Genomic DNA, 19969 nt, shown 5'->3' with positions numbered 1-19969 from the left:
CTGTCAATGAAATTTAATAGACGTTTTTTCGATTCATCAGTAAACTTTAGAAATATTTCTAATGAACGTTTTGTTTTAAGTTTTGCCATTGGTTTAGCTTCAGCATACACTATTTACGCTTTCTTTTATGTTTTAAGAGAGTCATTTAGAGTCATGTCCTTTGGTTTTGAAAATTTTCCAAACATTTTAAGTGAATCAGACAGAAATTTTTATAATATTTTTTTTGCTGGTTTATCTTTCATTTTTGCTAACTCCATATTTATTAATTTACTTTTTAGTAAGCCACAACAAGTAGTAAGTCCACTTAATCCAAAAAGAAAAAGAATACTTAACGATCAAATTTTTTTAAGCTTTAATTTCTCATACTGGTTTACTAAAATAGGATTGGTTTTTGGGGTTTTCTCGATGTGTTGTATGGATTTTAATTTTCTTCCATATTTTAAATTTTCATCTTATTTATTATTAGGTGTATTGTATTTAGAATCATGGAAAAACTTAAGTTGTATTTTTAAAAAGAACCGGTTTAAAATTCAATTACTTCATTTGCTATTTATGATGCTTTTAGTTTTTGGATTAAGTAGAATAAATATTATAGATTATAAGGCAATAGATACATTATCAATTAGTCAAAATCCAATTATAGACTTGCCTCATTCTGATTTTTATAGCCATGAAATGATTCAGTATGATTGGGAAGTCAGTTTTAAACTTCAATTGAATGAGAATAATGATTTAGAGATCTTTACAGAGAATAAAAATAAAATTGCATTGGAAGATGTAGCTTCTTTTATTACAGAAAGAAGAATATTTATAAGAGAAGAGCTAATGCCATTTTTAGCAGTTCGAATTTCTGCTAGCAAGAACATGTCTATTAAGTATATAAAAATGTTTGAAGCGGAGCTGTATGGTATCAACCAACGAAAAATTATATACGATGTTTACAATGATAATTTAATGACTCCGAGATTTGAAAAAATGGGGATTGATAAAATGATTACAGAATCGTTTTTTGAAATTAAATTAAAAAAAGATATTCCCATTCCGCCAGTACCAAATTATACTGAAAATTATCAGTTTAATGATACTGTGAATGTTTCTATTCAAAAAATGGTTAGAATAAATGGTGAGGAAATTTCAAAGGACAAACTTGTTGATAAATTCAAAAATTATATAAAACCTAAAACGTTGGTATTGTATACATATAATGAAGATATCGTGTATCAAGATTATATAACTGTTTTGAGCTCACATTTTGCGGCAGCAAATAGGTTAAGGGAAAATGAGCAAACAATTTTAAGAGCGCATGAGTACGGATATAATGAATCGTTTAGAAAGGAACAGACAATTTTAAAAGTTAAGTATCCAATAATTATTAAGGAAAACTTAATTAAAAAAGACGCCAAACGTTAGTGCGAGCGTTCCAATCGTACAGATAAGAATTAAAAATATTTTCTAAGCTTTTACTAAGAACTATAATAGCATGTTGAGAATAATGCTATTGGTTTTTGTGTAATTTAGAAATGATATATGAATTGGATTGTGGGCACGAGCGAGACGCTCGCGCTAGCAGGGAGCTGGCTTCTAAATATTTAATTCTATTATATATCTTTCAACGTTATGTGGTATTGTCGAATTATGATTAATTCCAATTTCTCTCAGAAATAATTCACGAATTATAAATTCAAGTAAATAATTTGTTTTAAGAATCTCTTCACTTTTTAAACTCTTTGCTTTGTGCTTTTCTTCTAAATGAGCGTGATAATTTCTTGTGATTTTTAACCTTTCTGCGTATTCGTCTAATTTTTTTAATTGTGATGCTAAACTTGAATTATTTAATAAATATTCCAAACGTTTTTTCAAATACCCATTTTTATTAATATGATTCTTGTGATAGTTTTCTAAAATTGAGATATAGGTAAGAAACTTATTCTCAATCAAAACACCTTTTTGACCATAAACACTAAAAAAATTTATAATACCTAATTCTAGTATTTTTTGTTTTTCATACCATTTTTCAAATATTTTATTCGAATTTTTAGTAAAAATTTCGAAATCAATCTCTTTGCCTAAACCATAATCTGGTTTATTTAATTTTTTTATGATTTTATATGTTGCTCGACCTTTAGTTTTAAGTTCAATAACCTTAGATAAAAATGGTTTGAAAAGAATTAAACTAAAAAGTCGTTCTATTGATTTTCTGATTTTTGATAATTCAGTTATTTCAAAAGGTTCATTAGGCTCAATATTTATAAAAACAGTTTCTATAATATTTGATTTCCTGCGTTTTTGGAAATTCGTAGAAGCTCGAAAATATAAATAAACACTAAAATCTTTATTCTTGAATAACTCAATAGTATCTGGTTGGTTATACAAATGACTTATTTCGAATTTTTTGTCAATATTGGTATTAAAGTCAAATCCAGTAATTGGAATCCAATTGTTAAGTTCATCAGAACTAAGCATTAATATATTATATAGATTTGATTCAATTTCTGAATCATATGCGGAAGCAATTAATGTGTTGTCGGATTTGTACTTAATCTTATCTAGTGGTCCAATTGATTGGTAGGATTTATAGGTGTCATAAAGTTTGACAGAATAAGTTTTAGAATCGCTATGACAATTTAAATAACCTAATACTAATTCTATTTCACTCCATTTATCAGTAATGTTGATTCCATCTTCTAATGGTTGCAAAGAAGAAATAGTTGCACTACCATTCTTATCTATAAATAAAGTTGCATTGATTTTTCTTTCATCTCTGCTAGGAATCCAAAAAATTCCATCAAAATATTGATTATAATAATTCAATTGTCAAATATATTTGGTTAATCCCAGCTTGCTCACAACAACTGTGATATAATCAATTGTCTACATCCACGCTATATCTTACGAATATAATGAAAAACCTCTTATAAAAATCATTTTTTTAAACCCCCATTTACCATTCATCGACAGGTTAAAATGGTTTTTAGGGGTTTCTTTCGGGTCTCCTTCGACATTCCTTCGAGGATTCTTCGTAAAACCCCTTATTTTACGAAGGATTCCCGAAGGATTCCCGAACAAGTGTGGGACAAAACATTAAAAAAAGAGTGTTTTTGGTGTGTTTTGTCGGTGTTTTACTAAGGAACCTTTGCTTAATAGTTTTGGTAATACCTTTAAAGCATTCATCAATATAGTTATTTGTAACGTATAAAATCATACTTTTACTTTATACTATGAGCTATTGGCATGCTTACAACAATTTTACAAACCCGATGGTATATGCTATAAAGGTGGTTTTACTTAAAAATAAGGTTTATGAATAGGACACGATTAAATGTACATAATATATTAAATACAGGTTTGATGTATGTGTTACTATGCAATTTTTTATTTTTTGAAGTAAATGCACAACAGCCTGAAAATAATAACGAAATACCTTTTAGTGAAAACGATGAGGGTTTTTTGCCAATATTTGATGGTAAAACCTTAACAGATTGGATTGGAGACCCAACCTATTGGCGTGTTGAAAATGGTAATTTGGTAGGAGAAATTACACCAGAAACTATTTTAAAAACAAATAGTTTTATCATTTGGCAAGGCGACCAACCAACCGATTTTGAATTAAAATTGGAGTATAGAATTTCTGAAGCTGGAAATAGTGGCATTAATTACCGAAGTGAGCTTATTGCAGATATGTCGTTTGCACTACGTGGTTATCAGGCAGATATTGATGGCAAGAATAGGTATACAGGGCAAAACTATGAGGAACGAAAACGTACTACTTTAGCTTACCGAGGTGAAAAGGTTAGCATTGAAAATAAAGATAGCCTAGTTGATTTAAAATCAAACATTGAAAAGAATTGTTGGCAAATTAGAGAGGTTTTAGAATCTTTAGGCGATTCAGATGTTTTAAAATCAGAAATTAAAAATGGCGAATGGAATCAAGTACACCTTATAATTAAAGGCAACAGATTACAACATTATGTTAATGCTGTTTTGATGAGTGAGGTTATTGATAACGATTTAATTAATCAAGCATTTTCTGGTTATTTAGGTGTACAGGTACATGTTGGTCCACCTATGAAAGTAGAATACAGAAATATTCTGCTTAAAAAGCTGTAATTATACTATTATTATTTTTAATTGGTTTGCCCAACACTGTTTACTTCAATCCAATAGCCATCTGGGTCTTGAAAAAACACTTGTCTTATACCATCTGCCCGAATACTAATTATATTTTGGTTTCCTTCCCAATCGGCATACTTAATATGCATAGATTTAAGTTTGTCAATAAATGAGTCAAAATTTGATGTTGTTAATGCCATATGAACAGCTTTGGTTACAACTATAGCACCTTCAAAATCTGAAATTAAATGCAATTCTTTACCATCACCAAGTGAAAGCCATCTTCGGCTATCTTTCTTTGTTTTGTTTGTTATTTCTTTAAGGTTTAGTGTGTTTTTATAGAAATTAGCAGATTGTTCAAGGTTTTTTACAGACAAAGCTATATGATTGAAAGTCATAGAAAAATCAGTGTTGTTTTGTGTATATGTTGTGTTGCTAAACAGAATTAAAAAGCAATTTAAACTGATTTCTTTCATCCCAAATTATGTTATTTAAGCTTCTCTTTAAAAAAAGCAATGGTTCTTTCCCAAGCCAAATTTGCTGCTTTTTCATCATAACGCGGTGTGGTATTGTTGTGAAAGCCATGGTTTACATCGGGATAAAAATGGGCGGTGTATTCCACATTGTTTTGTTTTAAAACCTCTTGGTAGTCGCTCCAGCCTTCGTTTACACGGGTGTCTAATCCCGCATAGTGTAACTGCAAGGGCGTTTTTATTTGAGCAGCTTCTTCGGCAGTAGGTTGTCCGCCATAAAAAGGAACTGCTGCTTTTAGTGTAGGCACTTTTACAGCCATCATGTTGGAAATCCAACCGCCAAAGCAAAAACCAACTACTCCTATGTTACCGTCGCAATTAGGGTGCGAACTTAGGTATTGGAAAGCGGCAATAAAATCTTCAAGCATTTCGTTTTTATTGCGTTTTTTTTGAAGTTCGCGTCCATCATCATCATTACCTGGGTAGCCACCTAAAGGAGATAAGGCATCGGGCGCTAAGGAAATAAAATTTTCAAGAGCGGTACGTCGGCCTACATCTTCAATATAAGGGTTTAAACCTCTGTTTTCGTGTACTACAATAACACCGGGTAATTTCCCCTTTGTGTTATCGGGCATAGATAATAAACCTTTTATGGTACCGCCACCTTTGGGCGATTGGTAGGTGATGTATTTGGAATCTAAGCGCTCATCATTCGGTTTTACTAAAAGTGTATTGATATAATCGGGTGTTATAAAACTTAGCAAAGACGACACGGTAATACCTCCAACCGCATATATGGATAGTTTTTCAACAAATTGGCGTCTGTCAATTTTATTATGGGCATAATAGTCGTACAAATCAAATACTTCTTGACTGATATCTTCTTTGGTGAGTTTTTTCATGGACTATGTTTTTAAATTTCAGTATTATAGCCCTAAGTTATTTAAAAATTTCCAAATATTTTTGCTTAAAAGAATATTCTGCTTTTTAGTGAAGTTTCCATGTTTGCCTTTTTTAATGGTTAAAAGTCGGGTTTTAACTTTGAAAGCTTTCAGTCTTTTATAGAGTATGATGGATTGTTGGTAAGGCACTATAGGATCTGCATCGCCATGCGCTATAAAAATAGGTGGACTGTTTTGTGACACGTAGTTTATGGGCGATACTTTTTTTACAAATTCCGCATCTGTATTATTGAGCCCTAACCAATCTCTTGGCGAGTTTTTATAGGCAAGCGGTGTTAAATCGGTTACCCCGTATTTATCAATAATAGCGGCGACTTTAATGTGTTCGGAATTAGGGCAATTACTGTCAAAACTATTATTGCCAGCCAGTAAACCTGCCATAAGTGCCAAATGGCCACCAGCAGAACCTCCCATAATAACAATTTTGTTGGTATCTATGTTTAAGGTTTTGGCATTTCTATAAATATATAGCAAGGCACAGCGCACATCTTCTATAGCGGCAGGGGCAGGCGCTACATCTATTAAGCGGTAGGCTACATTGGCAACCGCATACCCACGACTAAAAAAAGTTTCAAGACCTGTTTGCGATTCTTTTTGTCCGCTTTTCCAACCACCACCATGAATGTTGATCACTACCGGGGTTGGGTTGGTGGCGTTGGGATTTGTAAATATATCCATGTAGCCTTTCCAATTACCTTCTTGGGTGTAAAGTACATCAATGTCTGCGGTGTAACCCTCAGGATAATCAACTGATGTGTATTCCTTTTCTTGAGGAAACAAAAGTTGTGTATAGCTAAAAAAAGCCATGATAAACATGCAATACTTCATAATTCAGTAGCTATAGATTAAAATACTTTGTTTAAAAATTTCTCAATAGATTCTTGGTTGGCACGTATTAATTCGGCACGGGCATTTTCAATGTCTTGTGTTTTTTTGTCTTGCGAAAGTTTGAATTTTCCTTCCCAAGCATCAATGGTTATTTCAAACATTTCAATATAATCTAAAGCACCTAGCATGCGCTGGTTATTGGGTTCTAAAACATATTTATGCTCTGGAGCTTCTAAAAACGTGGTCATGGTAATAATCGATTCTTTTAAAGCTTCTTTGCTTTCTATAGCATTAACCGTGCCCTTTAGGTGTACCTTAATGTAATTCCAGGTAGGTAATTGCGTTGTGGTATAAATACTTGGCGATATATAACATTGCGGACCCGAAAATATAATGGTAACAGGAAGGCTGTTTCTTAATAAGGCTGCTTGTGGATTTTGCTTATCGATATGTCCAATTAATTTTCCAGCGTCATTATAAATTAAAGGTAAATGGGTAATTAAAGGTTGGTTATCCTTTACTGAAATTACCGTAGCCAATGGGTATGTTTTTATCACATCAACCATGTGGTTTATGTCATTGTCTTGATGTATTTTTGGAGGATAATTCAATGGAATGTGCAATTTTAGATTTACGAATTACGATTTTTAAAATTACAATATTTATATTTACTTTATGCAAGAAAAACAAGCCTCGTTTTCAATAAAAAATTGGAGTCAAGACGACCAACCGCGCGAGAAATTGCTCTACAAAGGCAAGGCCGCTTTAAGCGATGCAGAGTTGGTGGCCATTTTAATAGGTTCGGGTAGCCGAAGCGAGAGTGCCGTTGAATTATGCAAGCGCATTTTAGCAAGTGTAGATAATAATTTAAGCGAATTGGGGAAGCTTTCCATCAAACAACTTATGGAATTTAAGGGTATTGGTGAAGCTAAAGCCATTACCATTGCCGCAGCTTTGGAATTGGGAAGGCGACGAAGAGGCGAGGAGGCTTTGGAAAAGAAAAAGATAACTTCAAGCACTTCTGTTTTCGAGCTGATGCAACCCATTATCGGCGAACTTCAACATGAAGAATTCTGGATTGTTTACTTGAATAATTCCAATAAGGTCATTCAAAAAAATCAATTAAGTAAAGGCGGTATCACTGGTACATTGGTAGATGTGCGACTGGTGCTTAAAAATGCGTTGGAAGTGGGCGCAACCGGACTTATTTTAGCACATAACCACCCGTCTGGCACATTGAAACCCAGTGAAGCCGACAAGCAAATTACCAATAAATTAAAAGTGGCTTCAGAAAGTTTGGATATAAAAGTGCTAGACCACTTAATTATTACCGAAAATGCATACTTTAGTTTTGCCGATGAAAACCTTTTGTAACGTAAATAACAAAAAAGGTAAAAACAAAATCTTAATATGTATAGATTTTAACGAATAGGTTTTTTGGATTTTGGAATTTTAATATTGGAATTTATATTTTAGATGCTTTTAGTTTACACCCACAATATTACACCACGTTTAAAGTATGTTTTTAAGCATATTTGTACACGTATATTAGGTGTAGAGGTAACATTTACCACCAAAATAGAGGAGTTTATAGCTCACGATGATATCAAACTATCGTACACCAAACAGCAACTTGGAAACGAGTTTTTTATAAAAAGCCATGATATTTTATTTGAACAGGGTTTAAACGATATTGACGTGCACGTTCAAAATTGGGGACACACAAAATGCTTCTTTTTTAATGGTGAAAAAAGCGCGATGCCATTTGATATTTTTGCAGCGTCGTTTTATTTATTGTCTAGATATGAAGAATACCTGCCTCATGTAAAAGATAATTATGGACGTTTTTTGGCTACCGAAAGCATGGCGTTTAAACATGGTTTTTTACAACAGCCTGTTGTAGATATTTGGGCGTATAAATTTAAAGAGGCCTTGCAATTGCAATTTCCTGAGTTTAAATTTCCTCAAAAAAAGTACAGTGTAAAGCCAATAATAGATGTACCCAGCCCTTACCATTTTAAGCTAAAAGGTTTCATGCGAAGTTTTGGAGGTTCGGTTAAAGATTTATTTCAGTTTAAATTTAAAACTTTATACAATCGGTTTATGGTCATTTTTGGGTTGCAGCACGACCCATACGACACCTTTAAATATATTATTAATAAACAAAAGCAAAGTAAGTTCAAGTTTTTGTTTTTCTTTTTAATAGGCGATTTTTCAACTTATGACAAGGGTGTTAATCCTAATAAAAAGAAGTTTGTTTCACTTATAAAGCATGTGGCCGATTATTGCGAAGTAGGTTTAAAAACATCCTTTTTTGCCATTGAAGATTTTTCTATTTTAAAAAAGGAAAAGCTTAAAATGGAAGATATTATAAACACATCGCTTAGAGCATCAAGACAGTCGTTTTCAAAATTGAATCTACCAGAATCTTACAGAAACTTGATAGAACTAGAAATTTTGGAAGATTATACGATGGGCTACGTAAATCAGATAGGTTTTCGTGCAGGTTCTTGCACACCTTTTTTCTTTTACGATTTGGATTATGAAATTCAAACCCCGTTAAAGATATATTCCTACCACGTAATGGACTATGTGTTGCTAAAAAACCAATCGTTATTAGATAAAAAGAAAACATTAAATGCCATTATTCATGAAGTGAAGCAGGTAAATGGAGAGTTTATACCTGTACTTCATAATTATACATTTAGCGATATTGAACGCTGGAAAGGATTTAAAGAATTGTTCAATATTATTTTAGAGTCAGGGAATGAAACAAGCATGTAAAAAGCTGATTTTTAATGAAGTTGTTAATAGCGAACTGCATATGACCTTAAAAACAATAAAGTGCACATATGAAAATTGAAGGTATTACCGATATTTTTTTCGATTTAGACCATACACTTTGGGATTTTGATAAAAATTCAGAATTAACATTCGATAAAATTTTTAAAATGAATGCTATAAATGTGGATTTACATGAATTTTTATCGCACTATCGCGAAATCAATTTCCAATATTGGAAACTTTATAGAGATGCTAAGATTGATAAAGAAGTGTTGCGTTTTGGTCGGTTGAGAGATACGTTTGTAGCTGCCAATTTGCATATCGATGATACTATGATTCGAACGCTATCAACAGATTATATTACCTATCTAACCGATAATAATTATTTGTTTGACCATACCATTGAGATTCTCGATTACTTAAGTTTAAAATACAACTTGCATATTTTGTCTAATGGATTTGAAGAGGTACAATACAGGAAATTAACCAAATCAAACATTCATCACTATTTTAAAACCATTACAAATGGCGAAGATATTGGGGTAAAAAAACCAAACCCTCGAATTTTTCATTATGCTATTGAAAAAGCCCAAACGGAAATTAGTAGAAGCCTTATGATTGGTGATGGTTATGAAGCCGATATAGAGGGTGCTTTAAACGTAGGTATGGATGTTATTTATTTTGACACCAATAATATGAATATAGAAACCAACGTTAAACAAATAAGTGGTTTAATAGAATTAAAAAAATATTTATAAAGTGTATCTTTACAACAGTCGTTTAACAATTATTAAATAAAAAATGAAACTTAAATATATTGCCATACTTATTACATGCTTACTATCTACAAGTATCTTTTCACAAGCCAATTTAAACAATTACAAGTACGTAATAGTACCTACGAAATATGATTTTTTAAAGGAAGCCGATCAATACCAACTTAATTCATTAACCGAGTTTTTGTTTGAAAAGTATGGATTTGAGGCACTAATGGAAGGTGCTAACTATCCTGATGATTTGGTTAAAAACAGATGTTTGGCTTTAAAATCTAATTTGGTAAAAGATTCAGGTATGTTCAAAACCAAATTAACGGTAGAACTTAAAAACTGCAACGACGAAGTGGTTTATACTTCTGAAATGGGTGAAAGTAGAGAAAAAGAATTTCAAAGAGCCTATACTGAAGCCGCAAGAAACGCTTTTAAATCCATTGAGGCACTCAACTATAAATATGAACCAAGTGCCAATGCAAGCGTTGCGGTATCACAAGAGGTAGAAACCAAAAGTGAGGTTTCAAAAGAAATAGAAACGTTAAGACAGGAAATTGAAAACCTTAAAAAGGAAAAAGAAGTAGTTGTAGAAAAAGTATCGCCGAAGGTTGAAGCGGTTGCTCAAACACCAAAACTAAAAGTGGCTGCTAAAGAAGTAATAGATACAACAGCATTAACTGCAAAAGAATCTCCATCGGGTATTTTATATGCACAGGCCATTGAAAACGGCTTTCAATTAGTTGATAGTACACCAAAAGTGGTTTATAGAATTAAGAAAACAAGCATTCCAGATATGTATTTGGTAGAAGGTAAAAATGCTACTATATATAAAAAGGACAGTAATTGGGTTTTAGAATATTATGACAATGATGTTTTAAAACAAGAAGTGCTTAATATCAAGTTTTAATGAGCGTTAAGTTGTTTGTCGTTGAGGTGTTAAGATGAAATTAATTTTACGCCTTTACAGCATACAACTTAACAACAAACTAATATCCATATTTATCCTTCCAACGCTGCTTTAAAAATTCACGGTGGGCATTTTCGCGGGCATTATTGCCAGGGTCGTAAAGTTTTGTGTTTTTTACTTCGTTTGGTAAAAACTCTTGGTTTGCAAAATTGTTTTCGTAATTGTGGGCATATTGGTAGTTTTCACCATAACCCAATTCTTTCATCAGTTTTGTAGGCGCATTTCTAATATCCAAGGGCACCGATAAATCGCCCGTTTCCCTAACTAATTGTTGCGCTTTGCCAATAGCCATATAAGCGGCATTGCTTTTTGGGGAACACGCTAAGTATGTAGCACATTGGCTTAATAAAATTCTAGATTCCGGATGTCCAATAACCGAAACCGCCTGAAACGTATTGTTGGCAATTACCAAAGCCGTTGGGTTGGCATTCCCAATATCTTCACTTGCTGATATAAGCAATCTTCTAGCAATAAACTTTACATCTTCGCCACCTTCAATCATACGCGCCAACCAATAAACTGCCCCGTTGGGGTCACTACCACGAATCGATTTTATAAACGCTGAAATAATATCATAATGTTGTTCGCCTGTTTTATCGTAGCGCACCGTATTGCTCTGTATTTTTTTCAAAACACCATCGTCGGTAATTTCAATGGTATCGCTGTTTTCCGAGTTTACAATCAATTCAAAAATATTCAGCAGTTTTCTAGCATCACCACCCGAAAGGCGTATAAGCGCATTGGTTTCCTTCAGCTTTATTTTCTTTTTAGATAATTGCTCATCATTTTCAATAGCACGCTTCAAAAGCATCTCTAAATCACTTTTATCAAAAGCGTTCAAAATATAAACTTGGCAACGCGATAAAAGTGCAGGAATCACTTCAAAACTTGGGTTTTCGGTAGTAGCACCAATTAAAGTTACCCAACCTTTTTCAACCGCTTGCAATAACGAATCCTGTTGCGATTTACTAAACCTATGTATCTCATCAATAAACAAAATTGGGTTTTTGGTAGTAAACAAACCGCCGCTTTGTTTTGCCTTATCAATAACGTCCCTAATATCCTTAACGCCAGAATTTATAGCACTCAACGTGTAAAAAGGTCTGCTAGATTCTGTAGCAATAATATTCGCCAAAGTTGTTTTTCCCGTTCCCGGAGGTCCCCAAAACACCATCGATGGAATCAAGCCCTGCTTAATATGTTGCGTTAAAGCACCGTCTTTCCCCACCAAATGCTTTTGGCTTACATAGTCCTCCAAGGTTTTTGGGCGTAGTCGTTCTGCTAAAGGTTCGTTCATACTGTAAAATTAAAACAATTCCCTTTCAAAAAGGAATCTCATCACTATTAAGTTTTGTTTTTTGGGCGTGCCCCCGAAAAAAGTCGGGGTCGCGCTTTTCGTTGCAATCTTTTTGCTCGTGCCTCACAAAAAGGATTTTCACTTTAAATGTTTTTACATTCATGAGTTCATTAATTTGAAATAATCAACAACGAATAATCGCTCACGCGGTGCCCTTCTGCCATTTTAGCACAAAATTGAAACTTGGTTAACAATTTGCTATCTTTAATTCTATGAGCAACAATCAAGACCATTTTAAATTTTCAACAGGTGTAATAGCATACCCCATTTTTTTTGTGCTGACTATTTGGTTGGTATTTTGGTTCGAAGTGCGTTTTGGTTTCAACTTTAGTAAATATGGCATCTATCCACAAACCTTTAAAGGGTTGCGAGGTGTATTTTTAAGTCCTTTTTTACATGGCAGTATCCAACATTTATATCACAATACCATTCCGTTGTTTGTGTTGTCCATGGCGTTGTTCTATTTCTACAGACCTATCGCTTGGAAAGTTTTGTTTTACGGTATTATAGTTTCTGGTTTTTTAACATGGTATATTGGCAGGCCCTCATACCACATTGGCGCTAGCGGACTCATTTATGTATTGGTAAGTTTTATCTTTTTCAAAGGCGTTTTTGCAAAGCATTACCGACTGGTAGCTTTGTCTTTATTGGTCATTTTTCTTTACGGAAGCATGATTTGGTACGCCTTACCTTTAGAAGAAGGTGTTTCTTGGGAAGGTCACTTATCAGGATTGATAACAGGACTTCTATTTGCGTTCATTTTTAGAAAAGCCATTGCGAAACCCAAAAAATACGTTTGGGAAGAACCCAATTATAATGAAGACGACGACCCTTTTTTAAAACACTTCGATGAAAACGGAAATTTTATTGAAAAAATAGAACCAGAACCAAAGCAACCTACAGTTAATTATACCTTCAAAGAAAATAAAGATTAACGATACATCTGAAAAAATGTTCACTCTAAAATGTCTAAATTTCTAAGAAAGTCTAAGAATCTAAGAGAGTCTTTGTCTCACCGCTTCATATAAAAAAGCACCACAAGCCACCGATACATTCAAGGATTCAATTTCACCAAGTAAAGGTAATTTAGCTTTAGCATCCACCACTTTTAAAATAGAGGGGTTAATACCTCTATCTTCCGATCCCATGATGATGGCGCAAGGTTCAGTAAATGAAACATCGTATAAAGTGTCATCTGTTTTTTCAGTAGCAGCAATCACTTTAATACCCGAAGATTGCATATAGAAAACAGCATCTTTAATATGGTCTACCTTGCAAATAGGAATTTTAAAAACAGCGCCAGCACTTGTTTTAATGGTGTCGCCATTTACAGGAGCACCACCTTTTTTCTGAATAATGATGCCATTAACACCAGTACATTCGGCAGTGCGTATAATAGCACCGAAATTTCTAACATCACTCAATTGGTCCAACAATAAAAACAAAGGAGTTTTACCAGATTCTATAACGTTTAAGACAAGTGTTTCCAAATCATGGAATTCTATAGGTGAAATTTGAGCAACAGCACCTTGGTGGTTTTTATTGGTAAGTCTGTTTAATTTCTCAACAGGAACATACGATATATTAATAGAGTTTCTGTTAATCAACGATTCTAATTCGCTAAAAAGCTCTCCCTTTAAGCCTTTTTGAAGAAATACTTTATCGATAGTTTTACCAGCATTTACCGCTTCAATAATAGCGCGTATTCCAAAAATTTGTGTTTGGTTTTCCATGGGGGTAAAGGTATAAAAAACCGAACAAGTTTTCTTGTTCGGTTTGAAATATGAAATTAAAGTATTCCTATTTATTCGTCTTCTAAGAATCCTGTTCTTCTATAACCGGTATAAACAAAGGTTCTAGTTGGAACATCAGAAAAAACTGCGGTAAATGAAATAGCATCAACGATTCTTCCATCAGGTGTTGTACCTCCATTTGGAATAATAGTACCATTAGTGATAGTAACAGTTACGTCATAATAGTACTCGGTAGCATCAGTTACAGAAAAAGTTTTAGTAGCTATATCAACATTAGCAATAGCTTTTAATCCCCATCCACCATCATGGTCATTTATAACAATTTGTGTAGGCGAATTATCAGAAGTATTAGATATTGTCACTATAGCATCACTAAAATGAACATCATCTCTTAAAACCTCAACTACCCAATCACCAGATACTTCTTTAACAGCAGAATTAGCAAGACTTATATCTTTATATCCTTCTTCATTAGTGCAAGATGTTAGTAAAGTCAAAAGAAGTATAAAACTATATTTATATATATTTTTCATAATATTACGTATTTAATTTTTTTAAACTCTTCTAAAAATTCTAAGTAAACTACCATAAAATCCACTGGCACTTAAAACCCAGTTAATTTCATTAGCGTTAATTATTTTTCCAGAACCCAAGACGCTTTCAACACTTATTCCACTTTCAGATGCATTAGGGGTAAAAGGTATATATAAATTAACATCATCTATATTATAGAAAGGAACAAAAAGAGCATTGACTCCGTCTACACCGCCTGCATTACTATGAGTGTATTCTCTATCAGAAATGCGTACTATTACGGCATTACCTGTAGCACTTCTTCTCCAATTGCCTTCAAGATTATAGATACTAGGAGCACTACTTAAAACAACTACTGCTCTTGTTGCTGATGCAGGAAACCCATCATCGTTTATGGTTTCATAAGTTAGTTTATAAACACCAGGAGTACTGGTGTCAACAGATCCTGTTGTTGTATAAGGTACCGATTCTCCATCAATTAAAGATATTGCCCCAGGATCAGTAAATGGTTGTCCCTGAGTTATGGCAATTGTTCGATCTCCAATTAATTGTACATCAGCGTAATAAGTAATCTCCGAAGGAATTGGGTTAGCTTCATCGCAAGATATAATCAGAAATACTAGTAGTATTAATGAAATACGACTTAAATGTTTAAATGTTATTTTCATTTTATTTTTTTTTAAAATTAAAATTTATATTTTATTTTTGATCCCACCAAATCTTCTCAGTAAGAGCATCTTTTTGATTTACGTTTTTATTTCTATTTATCTCATCAGTTGGATAAAAAAGTGTTTTTGGTGTTTGACCAGCTGGTAGAATGGAATTTTTAGAAATAATTAAATTGCCAATAGTATAGTTTTGAGTTCCAAAAGTTACTATTTCTGGGTATTTAGTTCTGGTTAGTTCAAAGAATGCCTCAATATTATTTATATATGCTAAAGAAGCCCATTTTTGAACCATTACTTGTCTAATAGCTGTTTCAATATTAGCAGAAGGCACATATTGATAAGCTCCACCAGTACCCGTTAAAGTATTTGCTTGAGCAGCTGTTAACCCATAAGTTAAAAACGAATTGAGTACACCTGCATTATACTTAGCATCTGCACCTACACCACTTGCATATCTTATTAGAGCTTCTGCTTGTAAAAAATTACTTTCACTTACGGTTAACAAGTAAACTGGTGTATTTGGTTTTATATTTGGTCTTGAAAAAGCACCAGCAACAAGAGATGCAAAACTACCTCTATCTCCTTGGTCAATAGCCCTGTGAAGATTTGAAGTGTTTTTGCGATAAACAGCATCAATTCTAGGGTCGCTATTATCAGTATAGAAATTTAAAAGAGAAGCACTAGCTATATTATTTACATCCCCCAATCTATCGATTTGAACATCATAAAATGGGTTGTTTTTGTCTTCCTCTTGAGTTGCTGAGTACACTGAAAATTTAGCATCCGATGTTATAAAATTGTTTGCAGTTAATAGGGCATTTACAGCCGTAGGATTTGCTTGACTTGTATAAGCCATTCTTAAATACAATTTTAGTTTTAAAGTGTTTGCAAATTTTACCCAATCACTCATATTTGCACTATAAATAACATCTTGAGTTCCAACGGTTGAACTTACAGGATTAGTGTTATATTTAGCTAAGGCATCATCAATACTGTTAATTAATGCAGGATAGATAACGTCACCTTCATCAAGTTTAGGACTAATATTTTGTTCACCTAATAATGCTTCAGAGTAAGGTATACTTCCAAAAAGGTCTGTTAATACTTGAAAAGTATATGATTGTAATAAGGTAGCAATTAAATAGGATCCTGTATCATTTTCATCATCAGAAACTTGTTTTACATAACTTAAATCATTCAAACAGCCTGCATATATTTCATTCCACATTCTATTGGCGTGGTCAGCATTCATGTTATAGGTATCAATATCTAAATATTGTGAAGCTGAAGGTGGTTGCGTATGATATTGAGATAAAAACCCACCTACGTTTGTTAAATACCCACCCATAATAGTAGCTAATGACCCTTCTGCAGCTGTAAGGATAAAACTTTTATCGGCACCTACTGGGGTATTTGGATTTGTGTTTATGTTCAAATCTTCTTCACATGAGGTTATCATGATTAGAAGAAAAAGAAATCTAATTATATTTTTCATTTTTTTATTTTTTAAAATTAATTAAAATCTAGCTTTTAATGCAAGGGTTAGACTCTTAGTGGTAGGATTTGCACTAAACTCACCAAATTGGCTATTTAAATCGGTGCCAAAAGTAGAAACCTCAGGATCGATATATTGGTTAGATTCTGGTGTGAAAAGTAGAAGGTTTCTACCAACAACACTTATTGTTAAATCTTTAAAAGGTGTTCTTCCAATAATTTTATCAGAAAACTTATAAGCAAATATAACTTCTCTTAACTTTATAAAGGATTTATCTATTACTTGTTCTCTATCATTAGCGTCTGCTCTATAGTAATCATCCCAATGCTCAGAATCAATGGCTGTAGTATTAGTTTCAAAAACTCCAGGAGTAACTTCTCGCACAGAATTTGGTATGAGATATGGATTTCTATCATTAATTGTGGTAGTTATTGAGTTACCAGTAAATCTAGTAATATCAGCAGTTCTTGAGAACATTAAACCACCTTCCCTTATATCTAAAGTAAAGCCTAATGAAAATCCTTTATAAGAAAAATCATTTGAAATTCCTAAGGTATAATCATACTGAGTGTCACCGTAAACTTCTTTAATTGGTGAAGCAATAGGTATACCGTTTGCATCAACTACAATGTTACCATCAGGGTCTCTTCTTGGAACGCTACCTTCTAGTAATGATAATGGTTCCCCTTTTCTAGCTATTAAAGCTACGGTGCTTAAACCTCCCAAATCTACTTGATCTAATCTTTCATCTAATTCTTCTAGAATTGCATCATTTGTAGAATAATTAAAAGTAGTATTCCAATTAAAACCATCGGGATTTCTGAAAATACTTAATTTAAGTAATGCTTCAATACCTTTATTAGATATAACACCAACATTTGCTGTTTGATTTGTATATCCAGACGAAGCTGCTAGTGGTAAGTTTAAGATTTGGTTTTCCACCTTAGCGTCATAATAAGTAAAATCTAGAGAGATACGATTTTTTATAAAGGATAATTCAGTACCTATTTCGAATTCCTTTCTTCTTTCAGGTTTTAAATTAGGGTTTCCAGCTCTATTACCAATTTCAAAAGCATTAAACCCACCAGCAGGAAACGCTAAATCTCTAAAGCCTTGATTGTCAATAGAACCAGATACAATAACTGGGTCTATTTGATATGGGTCGGTATCTACCCCTGTTTCTCCATAGCCTAATCGTATTTTACCATAACTTAAAACATTCTTTATTTCAGGAAAAGTATTTGTTGCAATCCATGATGCATTTACACCACCATAAAGTACAGATCTACTTTCAATAGGAAGTGTTGAATACCAATCGTTTCTTATGTTACCAGTTATATATAACATGTCGTTAAATGAAAAAGTCGTTGAATTGAACACGCCATATAATCTTCTTTTACTAATTGTAGAAGATGTAATTGGAGTACTTGCAGAATTTGTTAATGCATAATAACCAGGCACGTCTTGCGAACTTACAGAAGCAGCTAAACCAGTAGTAAATCTATCATTATAGTTAAAACCAAATGTAGATTCAATTTTTAATTTTTCTTGTATATCAAAATTAAGATTTAAAAATAAATCATGATTAAATTGTTTAACTATATTATTTGCTTCTGAATATGCACCTGGCTCTTCGGTACTTGATCCATCATTTGGACTTCCTGGATCGGCGTCTACAATGGCTCTCCATATTCTTGTGTTGTCAGCATATGCGTCTATACCAAATCGATATCCAATACTGGCCCAAGAATTTAATTCTGCGTTAACGTCAAAGGCACCATAAACACGTTCTTTTTTGTACCCACTTCCATTTTCATTTAATGTAAAATATGGGTTGGTAACACCATAAGGCGTATAATAATTAGAAACATTATTAAATGGGTCTTTATAATCTTTAAATTCAGTTATATCAATATCAGTAGGGATTTGCATTAAATTGTTTATTACCGAAAGACCTTGTCCTGTTGCAACCGCACTACCAGAAGTGTTTACATAATTTAAACTTCCTCCAAAAGTTAAAAAATCCATTTTTGATTGAAAGGATAATGTTAATGTATTTCTTTCAAAACTATCTGCAGTTGTAGGGTAAATACCATCAGATGTTGCATTGTTAACAGAAATTCTTCCAGTTGTGTTATCAGAACCTCCAGATACAGATACATTGGTTTGGTAAGATTCCCCTATATCAAAGAAGTTTCTAAGCTGATCTTTTTGAAATGCATAAGGTTTTAGTTTTTGAGAATTGTTAACCACATGTCCCCAAACAATTACACTATTGTCAAAACGAGGTCCCCAAGAACCGTTTTCATCTAGGTAATGTTGTCCATCCCATCCTTGACCAAATTGATTTTGATATTTTGGTGCCCTAAGCAGATCAGAAAATGTAGCGGCCGATGAAAATTCAATATTTAACTTAGAAGCCTTACCTTTTTTTGTAGTAATAATTACCACACCGTTCGCTGCTCTAGATCCATATAATGCTGTACTAGAAGCACCTTTTAAAATAGAAATGGTTTCAATATTATCAGGATTAATGTCTCCTGATCCACGTCCAAAGTCATAACCACCATTTAAATCATTAGAAAATCTAGATCCATCATTGATAGGAACGCCATCAACAATATAAAGCGGTTGGTTACTACCACCTAAAGAACTAAAACCTCTAATAATAATACCAGAAGAAGCTCCAGGATCTGTTGAAGCATTCGAAATAACAACACCTGCCACTTTACCTTTTATGGCATCGGATATGTTAGTTTGAGATCCCTCATTAAGTTCTTCAGAGTTTACAGTAGTAACTGCAGACCCAATTGAGGCTTTTTCTCTTTTAATACCTAAAGCAGTAACTACTACTTCTTCTAGAACAGCGGTATCTTCGCTTAATTGGATATTAATTGAATTTGAGGCAGCTACTCTAATTTCTTTGGTTGTATACCCCACAAAACTAAACACAAGTGTAGCACCTGTATTAGCTTTAATTGCATATTTTCCATCGAAATCTGTTGAGGTACCAGAAGTGGTACCTTTAACTAAGACCGTAGCTCCAGGTAAAGGCAAACCAGACGCGTCTGATACTGTACCTGAAATAGTCTTTTCTTGTGCAAACGTTAGTTGCACGACAAACGCTAGTAATAGCGTTAGAATTCCACTAAACTTTGTTTTCATTTTTATAATTATTTGAATTAGTCAATGTCAAAAATCATAATAAAAAGTTAATAAAACAATAAATAATGGTTAAAATTTACGATTTAGGACAAAAAAATAAGAAAA

General features: G+C 33.1%; 18 protein-coding genes. 7 read left to right on the top strand and 11 right to left on the bottom strand.

What is annotated here, in order from left to right; translation table 11 throughout:
* Positions 1 to 6: 6 nt before the first annotated feature.
* Positions 7 to 1410 carry a hypothetical protein gene (locus ACGK9U_RS03515; protein ID WP_394464973.1) on the top strand — a complete coding sequence of 468 codons (1404 nt, stop codon included), beginning with the start codon at positions 7 to 9 and terminating at the stop codon, positions 1408 to 1410.
* 171 nt (positions 1411 to 1581) lie between these two features.
* On the opposite strand, the gene ACGK9U_RS03510 is transcribed toward ACGK9U_RS03515, so the two are convergent.
* Entirely contained in the window at positions 1582 to 2811 is a 1230-nt protein-coding gene (locus ACGK9U_RS03510) for a HEPN domain-containing protein (protein WP_394464972.1), read from the bottom strand.
* Positions 2812 to 3300: 489 nt separating this feature from the next.
* Here ACGK9U_RS03510 and ACGK9U_RS03505 point away from each other — a divergent pair, with 489 nt between their 5' ends.
* Positions 3301 to 4107 carry a DUF1080 domain-containing protein gene (locus ACGK9U_RS03505; RefSeq protein ID WP_394464971.1) on the top strand — a complete coding sequence of 269 codons (807 nt, stop codon included), beginning with the start codon at positions 3301 to 3303 and terminating at the stop codon, positions 4105 to 4107.
* 17 nt (positions 4108 to 4124) lie between these two features.
* Here the strand turns inward: ACGK9U_RS03505 and ACGK9U_RS03500 are convergent, their stop codons facing one another.
* Genes ACGK9U_RS03500 through ACGK9U_RS03485 form a run of 4 tightly spaced genes read right to left on the bottom strand, consistent with a single transcriptional unit; the run spans position 4125 to position 6984 of the window.
* Positions 4125 to 4586: a VOC family protein gene (locus ACGK9U_RS03500; RefSeq protein WP_394464970.1), complete on the bottom strand. Its 462-nt coding sequence runs from the start codon at positions 4584 to 4586 to the stop codon at positions 4125 to 4127.
* Between the two features lie 11 nt (positions 4587 to 4597).
* Positions 4598 to 5485, bottom strand: coding sequence for a dienelactone hydrolase family protein (locus ACGK9U_RS03495; protein WP_394464969.1), 888 nt, complete (start codon positions 5483 to 5485; stop codon positions 4598 to 4600).
* A gap of 24 nt (positions 5486 to 5509) precedes the next feature.
* Entirely contained in the window at positions 5510 to 6373 is an 864-nt protein-coding gene (locus tag ACGK9U_RS03490; protein ID WP_394464968.1) for an alpha/beta hydrolase fold domain-containing protein, read from the bottom strand.
* 17 nt (positions 6374 to 6390) lie between these two features.
* Entirely contained in the window at positions 6391 to 6984 is a 594-nt protein-coding gene (locus tag ACGK9U_RS03485) for an FMN-binding negative transcriptional regulator (protein ID WP_394464967.1), read from the bottom strand.
* 64 nt (positions 6985 to 7048) lie between these two features.
* Here ACGK9U_RS03485 and radC point away from each other — a divergent pair, with 64 nt between their 5' ends.
* The 4 genes from radC (at position 7049) to ACGK9U_RS03465 (ending at position 10831) form a co-directional block, all read left to right on the top strand.
* The gene (radC, locus tag ACGK9U_RS03480; RefSeq protein WP_394464966.1) at positions 7049 to 7747 is read left to right on the top strand and encodes a DNA repair protein RadC; all 699 of its coding nucleotides are present in this window, start codon (positions 7049 to 7051) and stop codon (positions 7745 to 7747) included.
* A gap of 102 nt (positions 7748 to 7849) precedes the next feature.
* Entirely contained in the window at positions 7850 to 9157 is a 1308-nt protein-coding gene (locus ACGK9U_RS03475; protein WP_394464965.1) for a polysaccharide deacetylase family protein, read from the top strand.
* Between the two features lie 68 nt (positions 9158 to 9225).
* Positions 9226 to 9915, top strand: coding sequence for a YjjG family noncanonical pyrimidine nucleotidase (locus tag ACGK9U_RS03470; RefSeq protein WP_394464964.1), 690 nt, complete (start codon positions 9226 to 9228; stop codon positions 9913 to 9915).
* A gap of 43 nt (positions 9916 to 9958) precedes the next feature.
* Entirely contained in the window at positions 9959 to 10831 is an 873-nt protein-coding gene (locus tag ACGK9U_RS03465) for a hypothetical protein (protein ID WP_394464963.1), read from the top strand.
* A gap of 79 nt (positions 10832 to 10910) precedes the next feature.
* Here ACGK9U_RS03465 and ACGK9U_RS03460 read toward each other — a convergent pair whose 3' ends face one another.
* Entirely contained in the window at positions 10911 to 12188 is a 1278-nt protein-coding gene (locus tag ACGK9U_RS03460; protein WP_394464962.1) for a replication-associated recombination protein A, read from the bottom strand.
* A gap of 272 nt (positions 12189 to 12460) precedes the next feature.
* Here ACGK9U_RS03460 and ACGK9U_RS03455 point away from each other — a divergent pair, with 272 nt between their 5' ends.
* Entirely contained in the window at positions 12461 to 13183 is a 723-nt protein-coding gene (locus ACGK9U_RS03455; protein ID WP_394464961.1) for a rhomboid family intramembrane serine protease, read from the top strand.
* Between the two features lie 60 nt (positions 13184 to 13243).
* Here the strand turns inward: ACGK9U_RS03455 and rlmB are convergent, their stop codons facing one another.
* The 5 genes from rlmB to ACGK9U_RS03430 form a co-directional block, all read right to left on the bottom strand.
* On the bottom strand, positions 13244 to 13981 hold the full coding sequence (rlmB, locus tag ACGK9U_RS03450; RefSeq protein WP_394464960.1) for a 23S rRNA (guanosine(2251)-2'-O)-methyltransferase RlmB: 738 nt from the start codon (positions 13979 to 13981) through the stop codon (positions 13244 to 13246).
* A gap of 71 nt (positions 13982 to 14052) precedes the next feature.
* Entirely contained in the window at positions 14053 to 14499 is a 447-nt protein-coding gene (locus ACGK9U_RS03445) for a lipid-binding protein (RefSeq protein WP_394464959.1), read from the bottom strand.
* A 57-nt stretch (positions 14500 to 14556) separates the two neighbouring features.
* On the bottom strand, positions 14557 to 15204 hold the full coding sequence (locus tag ACGK9U_RS03440) for a DUF5011 domain-containing protein (RefSeq protein WP_394464958.1): 648 nt from the start codon (positions 15202 to 15204) through the stop codon (positions 14557 to 14559).
* A gap of 31 nt (positions 15205 to 15235) precedes the next feature.
* Positions 15236 to 16699, bottom strand: coding sequence for a SusD/RagB family nutrient-binding outer membrane lipoprotein (locus ACGK9U_RS03435; protein WP_394464957.1), 1464 nt, complete (start codon positions 16697 to 16699; stop codon positions 15236 to 15238).
* Positions 16700 to 16720: 21 nt separating this feature from the next.
* Positions 16721 to 19864 carry a SusC/RagA family TonB-linked outer membrane protein gene (locus tag ACGK9U_RS03430; RefSeq protein ID WP_394464956.1) on the bottom strand — a complete coding sequence of 1048 codons (3144 nt, stop codon included), beginning with the start codon at positions 19862 to 19864 and terminating at the stop codon, positions 16721 to 16723.
* Positions 19865 to 19969: the final 105 nt, after the last annotated feature.

The sequence above is a fragment of the Mariniflexile sp. HNIBRBA6329 genome, from assembly GCF_043558645.1.
GTDB lineage: Bacteria > Bacteroidota > Bacteroidia > Flavobacteriales > Flavobacteriaceae > Mariniflexile.
Note: the sequence above shows the minus strand (reverse complement) of the source record. Positions and strands in the feature narration are given on the sequence as shown.

Bases quoted from the DNA above. Each gene is read 5' to 3' on its own strand.
- ACGK9U_RS03515 (WP_394464973.1), top strand. From the start codon at position 7: ATGAAATTTAATAGACGTTTTTTCGATTCATCAGTAAACTTTAGAAAT.
- ACGK9U_RS03505 (WP_394464971.1), top strand. From the start codon at position 3,301: ATGAATAGGACACGATTAAATGTACATAATATATTAAATACAGGTTTG.
- ACGK9U_RS03500 (WP_394464970.1), bottom strand. From the start codon at position 4,586: ATGAAAGAAATCAGTTTAAATTGCTTTTTAATTCTGTTTAGCAACACA.
- ACGK9U_RS03495 (WP_394464969.1), bottom strand. From the start codon at position 5,485: ATGAAAAAACTCACCAAAGAAGATATCAGTCAAGAAGTATTTGATTTG.
- ACGK9U_RS03490 (WP_394464968.1), bottom strand. From the start codon at position 6,373: ATGAAGTATTGCATGTTTATCATGGCTTTTTTTAGCTATACACAACTT.
- radC (WP_394464966.1), top strand. From the start codon at position 7,049: ATGCAAGAAAAACAAGCCTCGTTTTCAATAAAAAATTGGAGTCAAGAC.
- ACGK9U_RS03475 (WP_394464965.1), top strand. From the start codon at position 7,850: ATGCTTTTAGTTTACACCCACAATATTACACCACGTTTAAAGTATGTT.
- ACGK9U_RS03470 (WP_394464964.1), top strand. From the start codon at position 9,226: ATGAAAATTGAAGGTATTACCGATATTTTTTTCGATTTAGACCATACA.
- ACGK9U_RS03465 (WP_394464963.1), top strand. From the start codon at position 9,959: ATGAAACTTAAATATATTGCCATACTTATTACATGCTTACTATCTACA.
- ACGK9U_RS03460 (WP_394464962.1), bottom strand. From the start codon at position 12,188: ATGAACGAACCTTTAGCAGAACGACTACGCCCAAAAACCTTGGAGGAC.
- ACGK9U_RS03455 (WP_394464961.1), top strand. From the start codon at position 12,461: ATGAGCAACAATCAAGACCATTTTAAATTTTCAACAGGTGTAATAGCA.
- rlmB (WP_394464960.1), bottom strand. From the start codon at position 13,981: ATGGAAAACCAAACACAAATTTTTGGAATACGCGCTATTATTGAAGCG.
- ACGK9U_RS03440 (WP_394464958.1), bottom strand. From the start codon at position 15,204: ATGAAAATAACATTTAAACATTTAAGTCGTATTTCATTAATACTACTA.
- ACGK9U_RS03435 (WP_394464957.1), bottom strand. From the start codon at position 16,699: ATGAAAAATATAATTAGATTTCTTTTTCTTCTAATCATGATAACCTCA.
- ACGK9U_RS03430 (WP_394464956.1), bottom strand. From the start codon at position 19,864: ATGAAAACAAAGTTTAGTGGAATTCTAACGCTATTACTAGCGTTTGTC.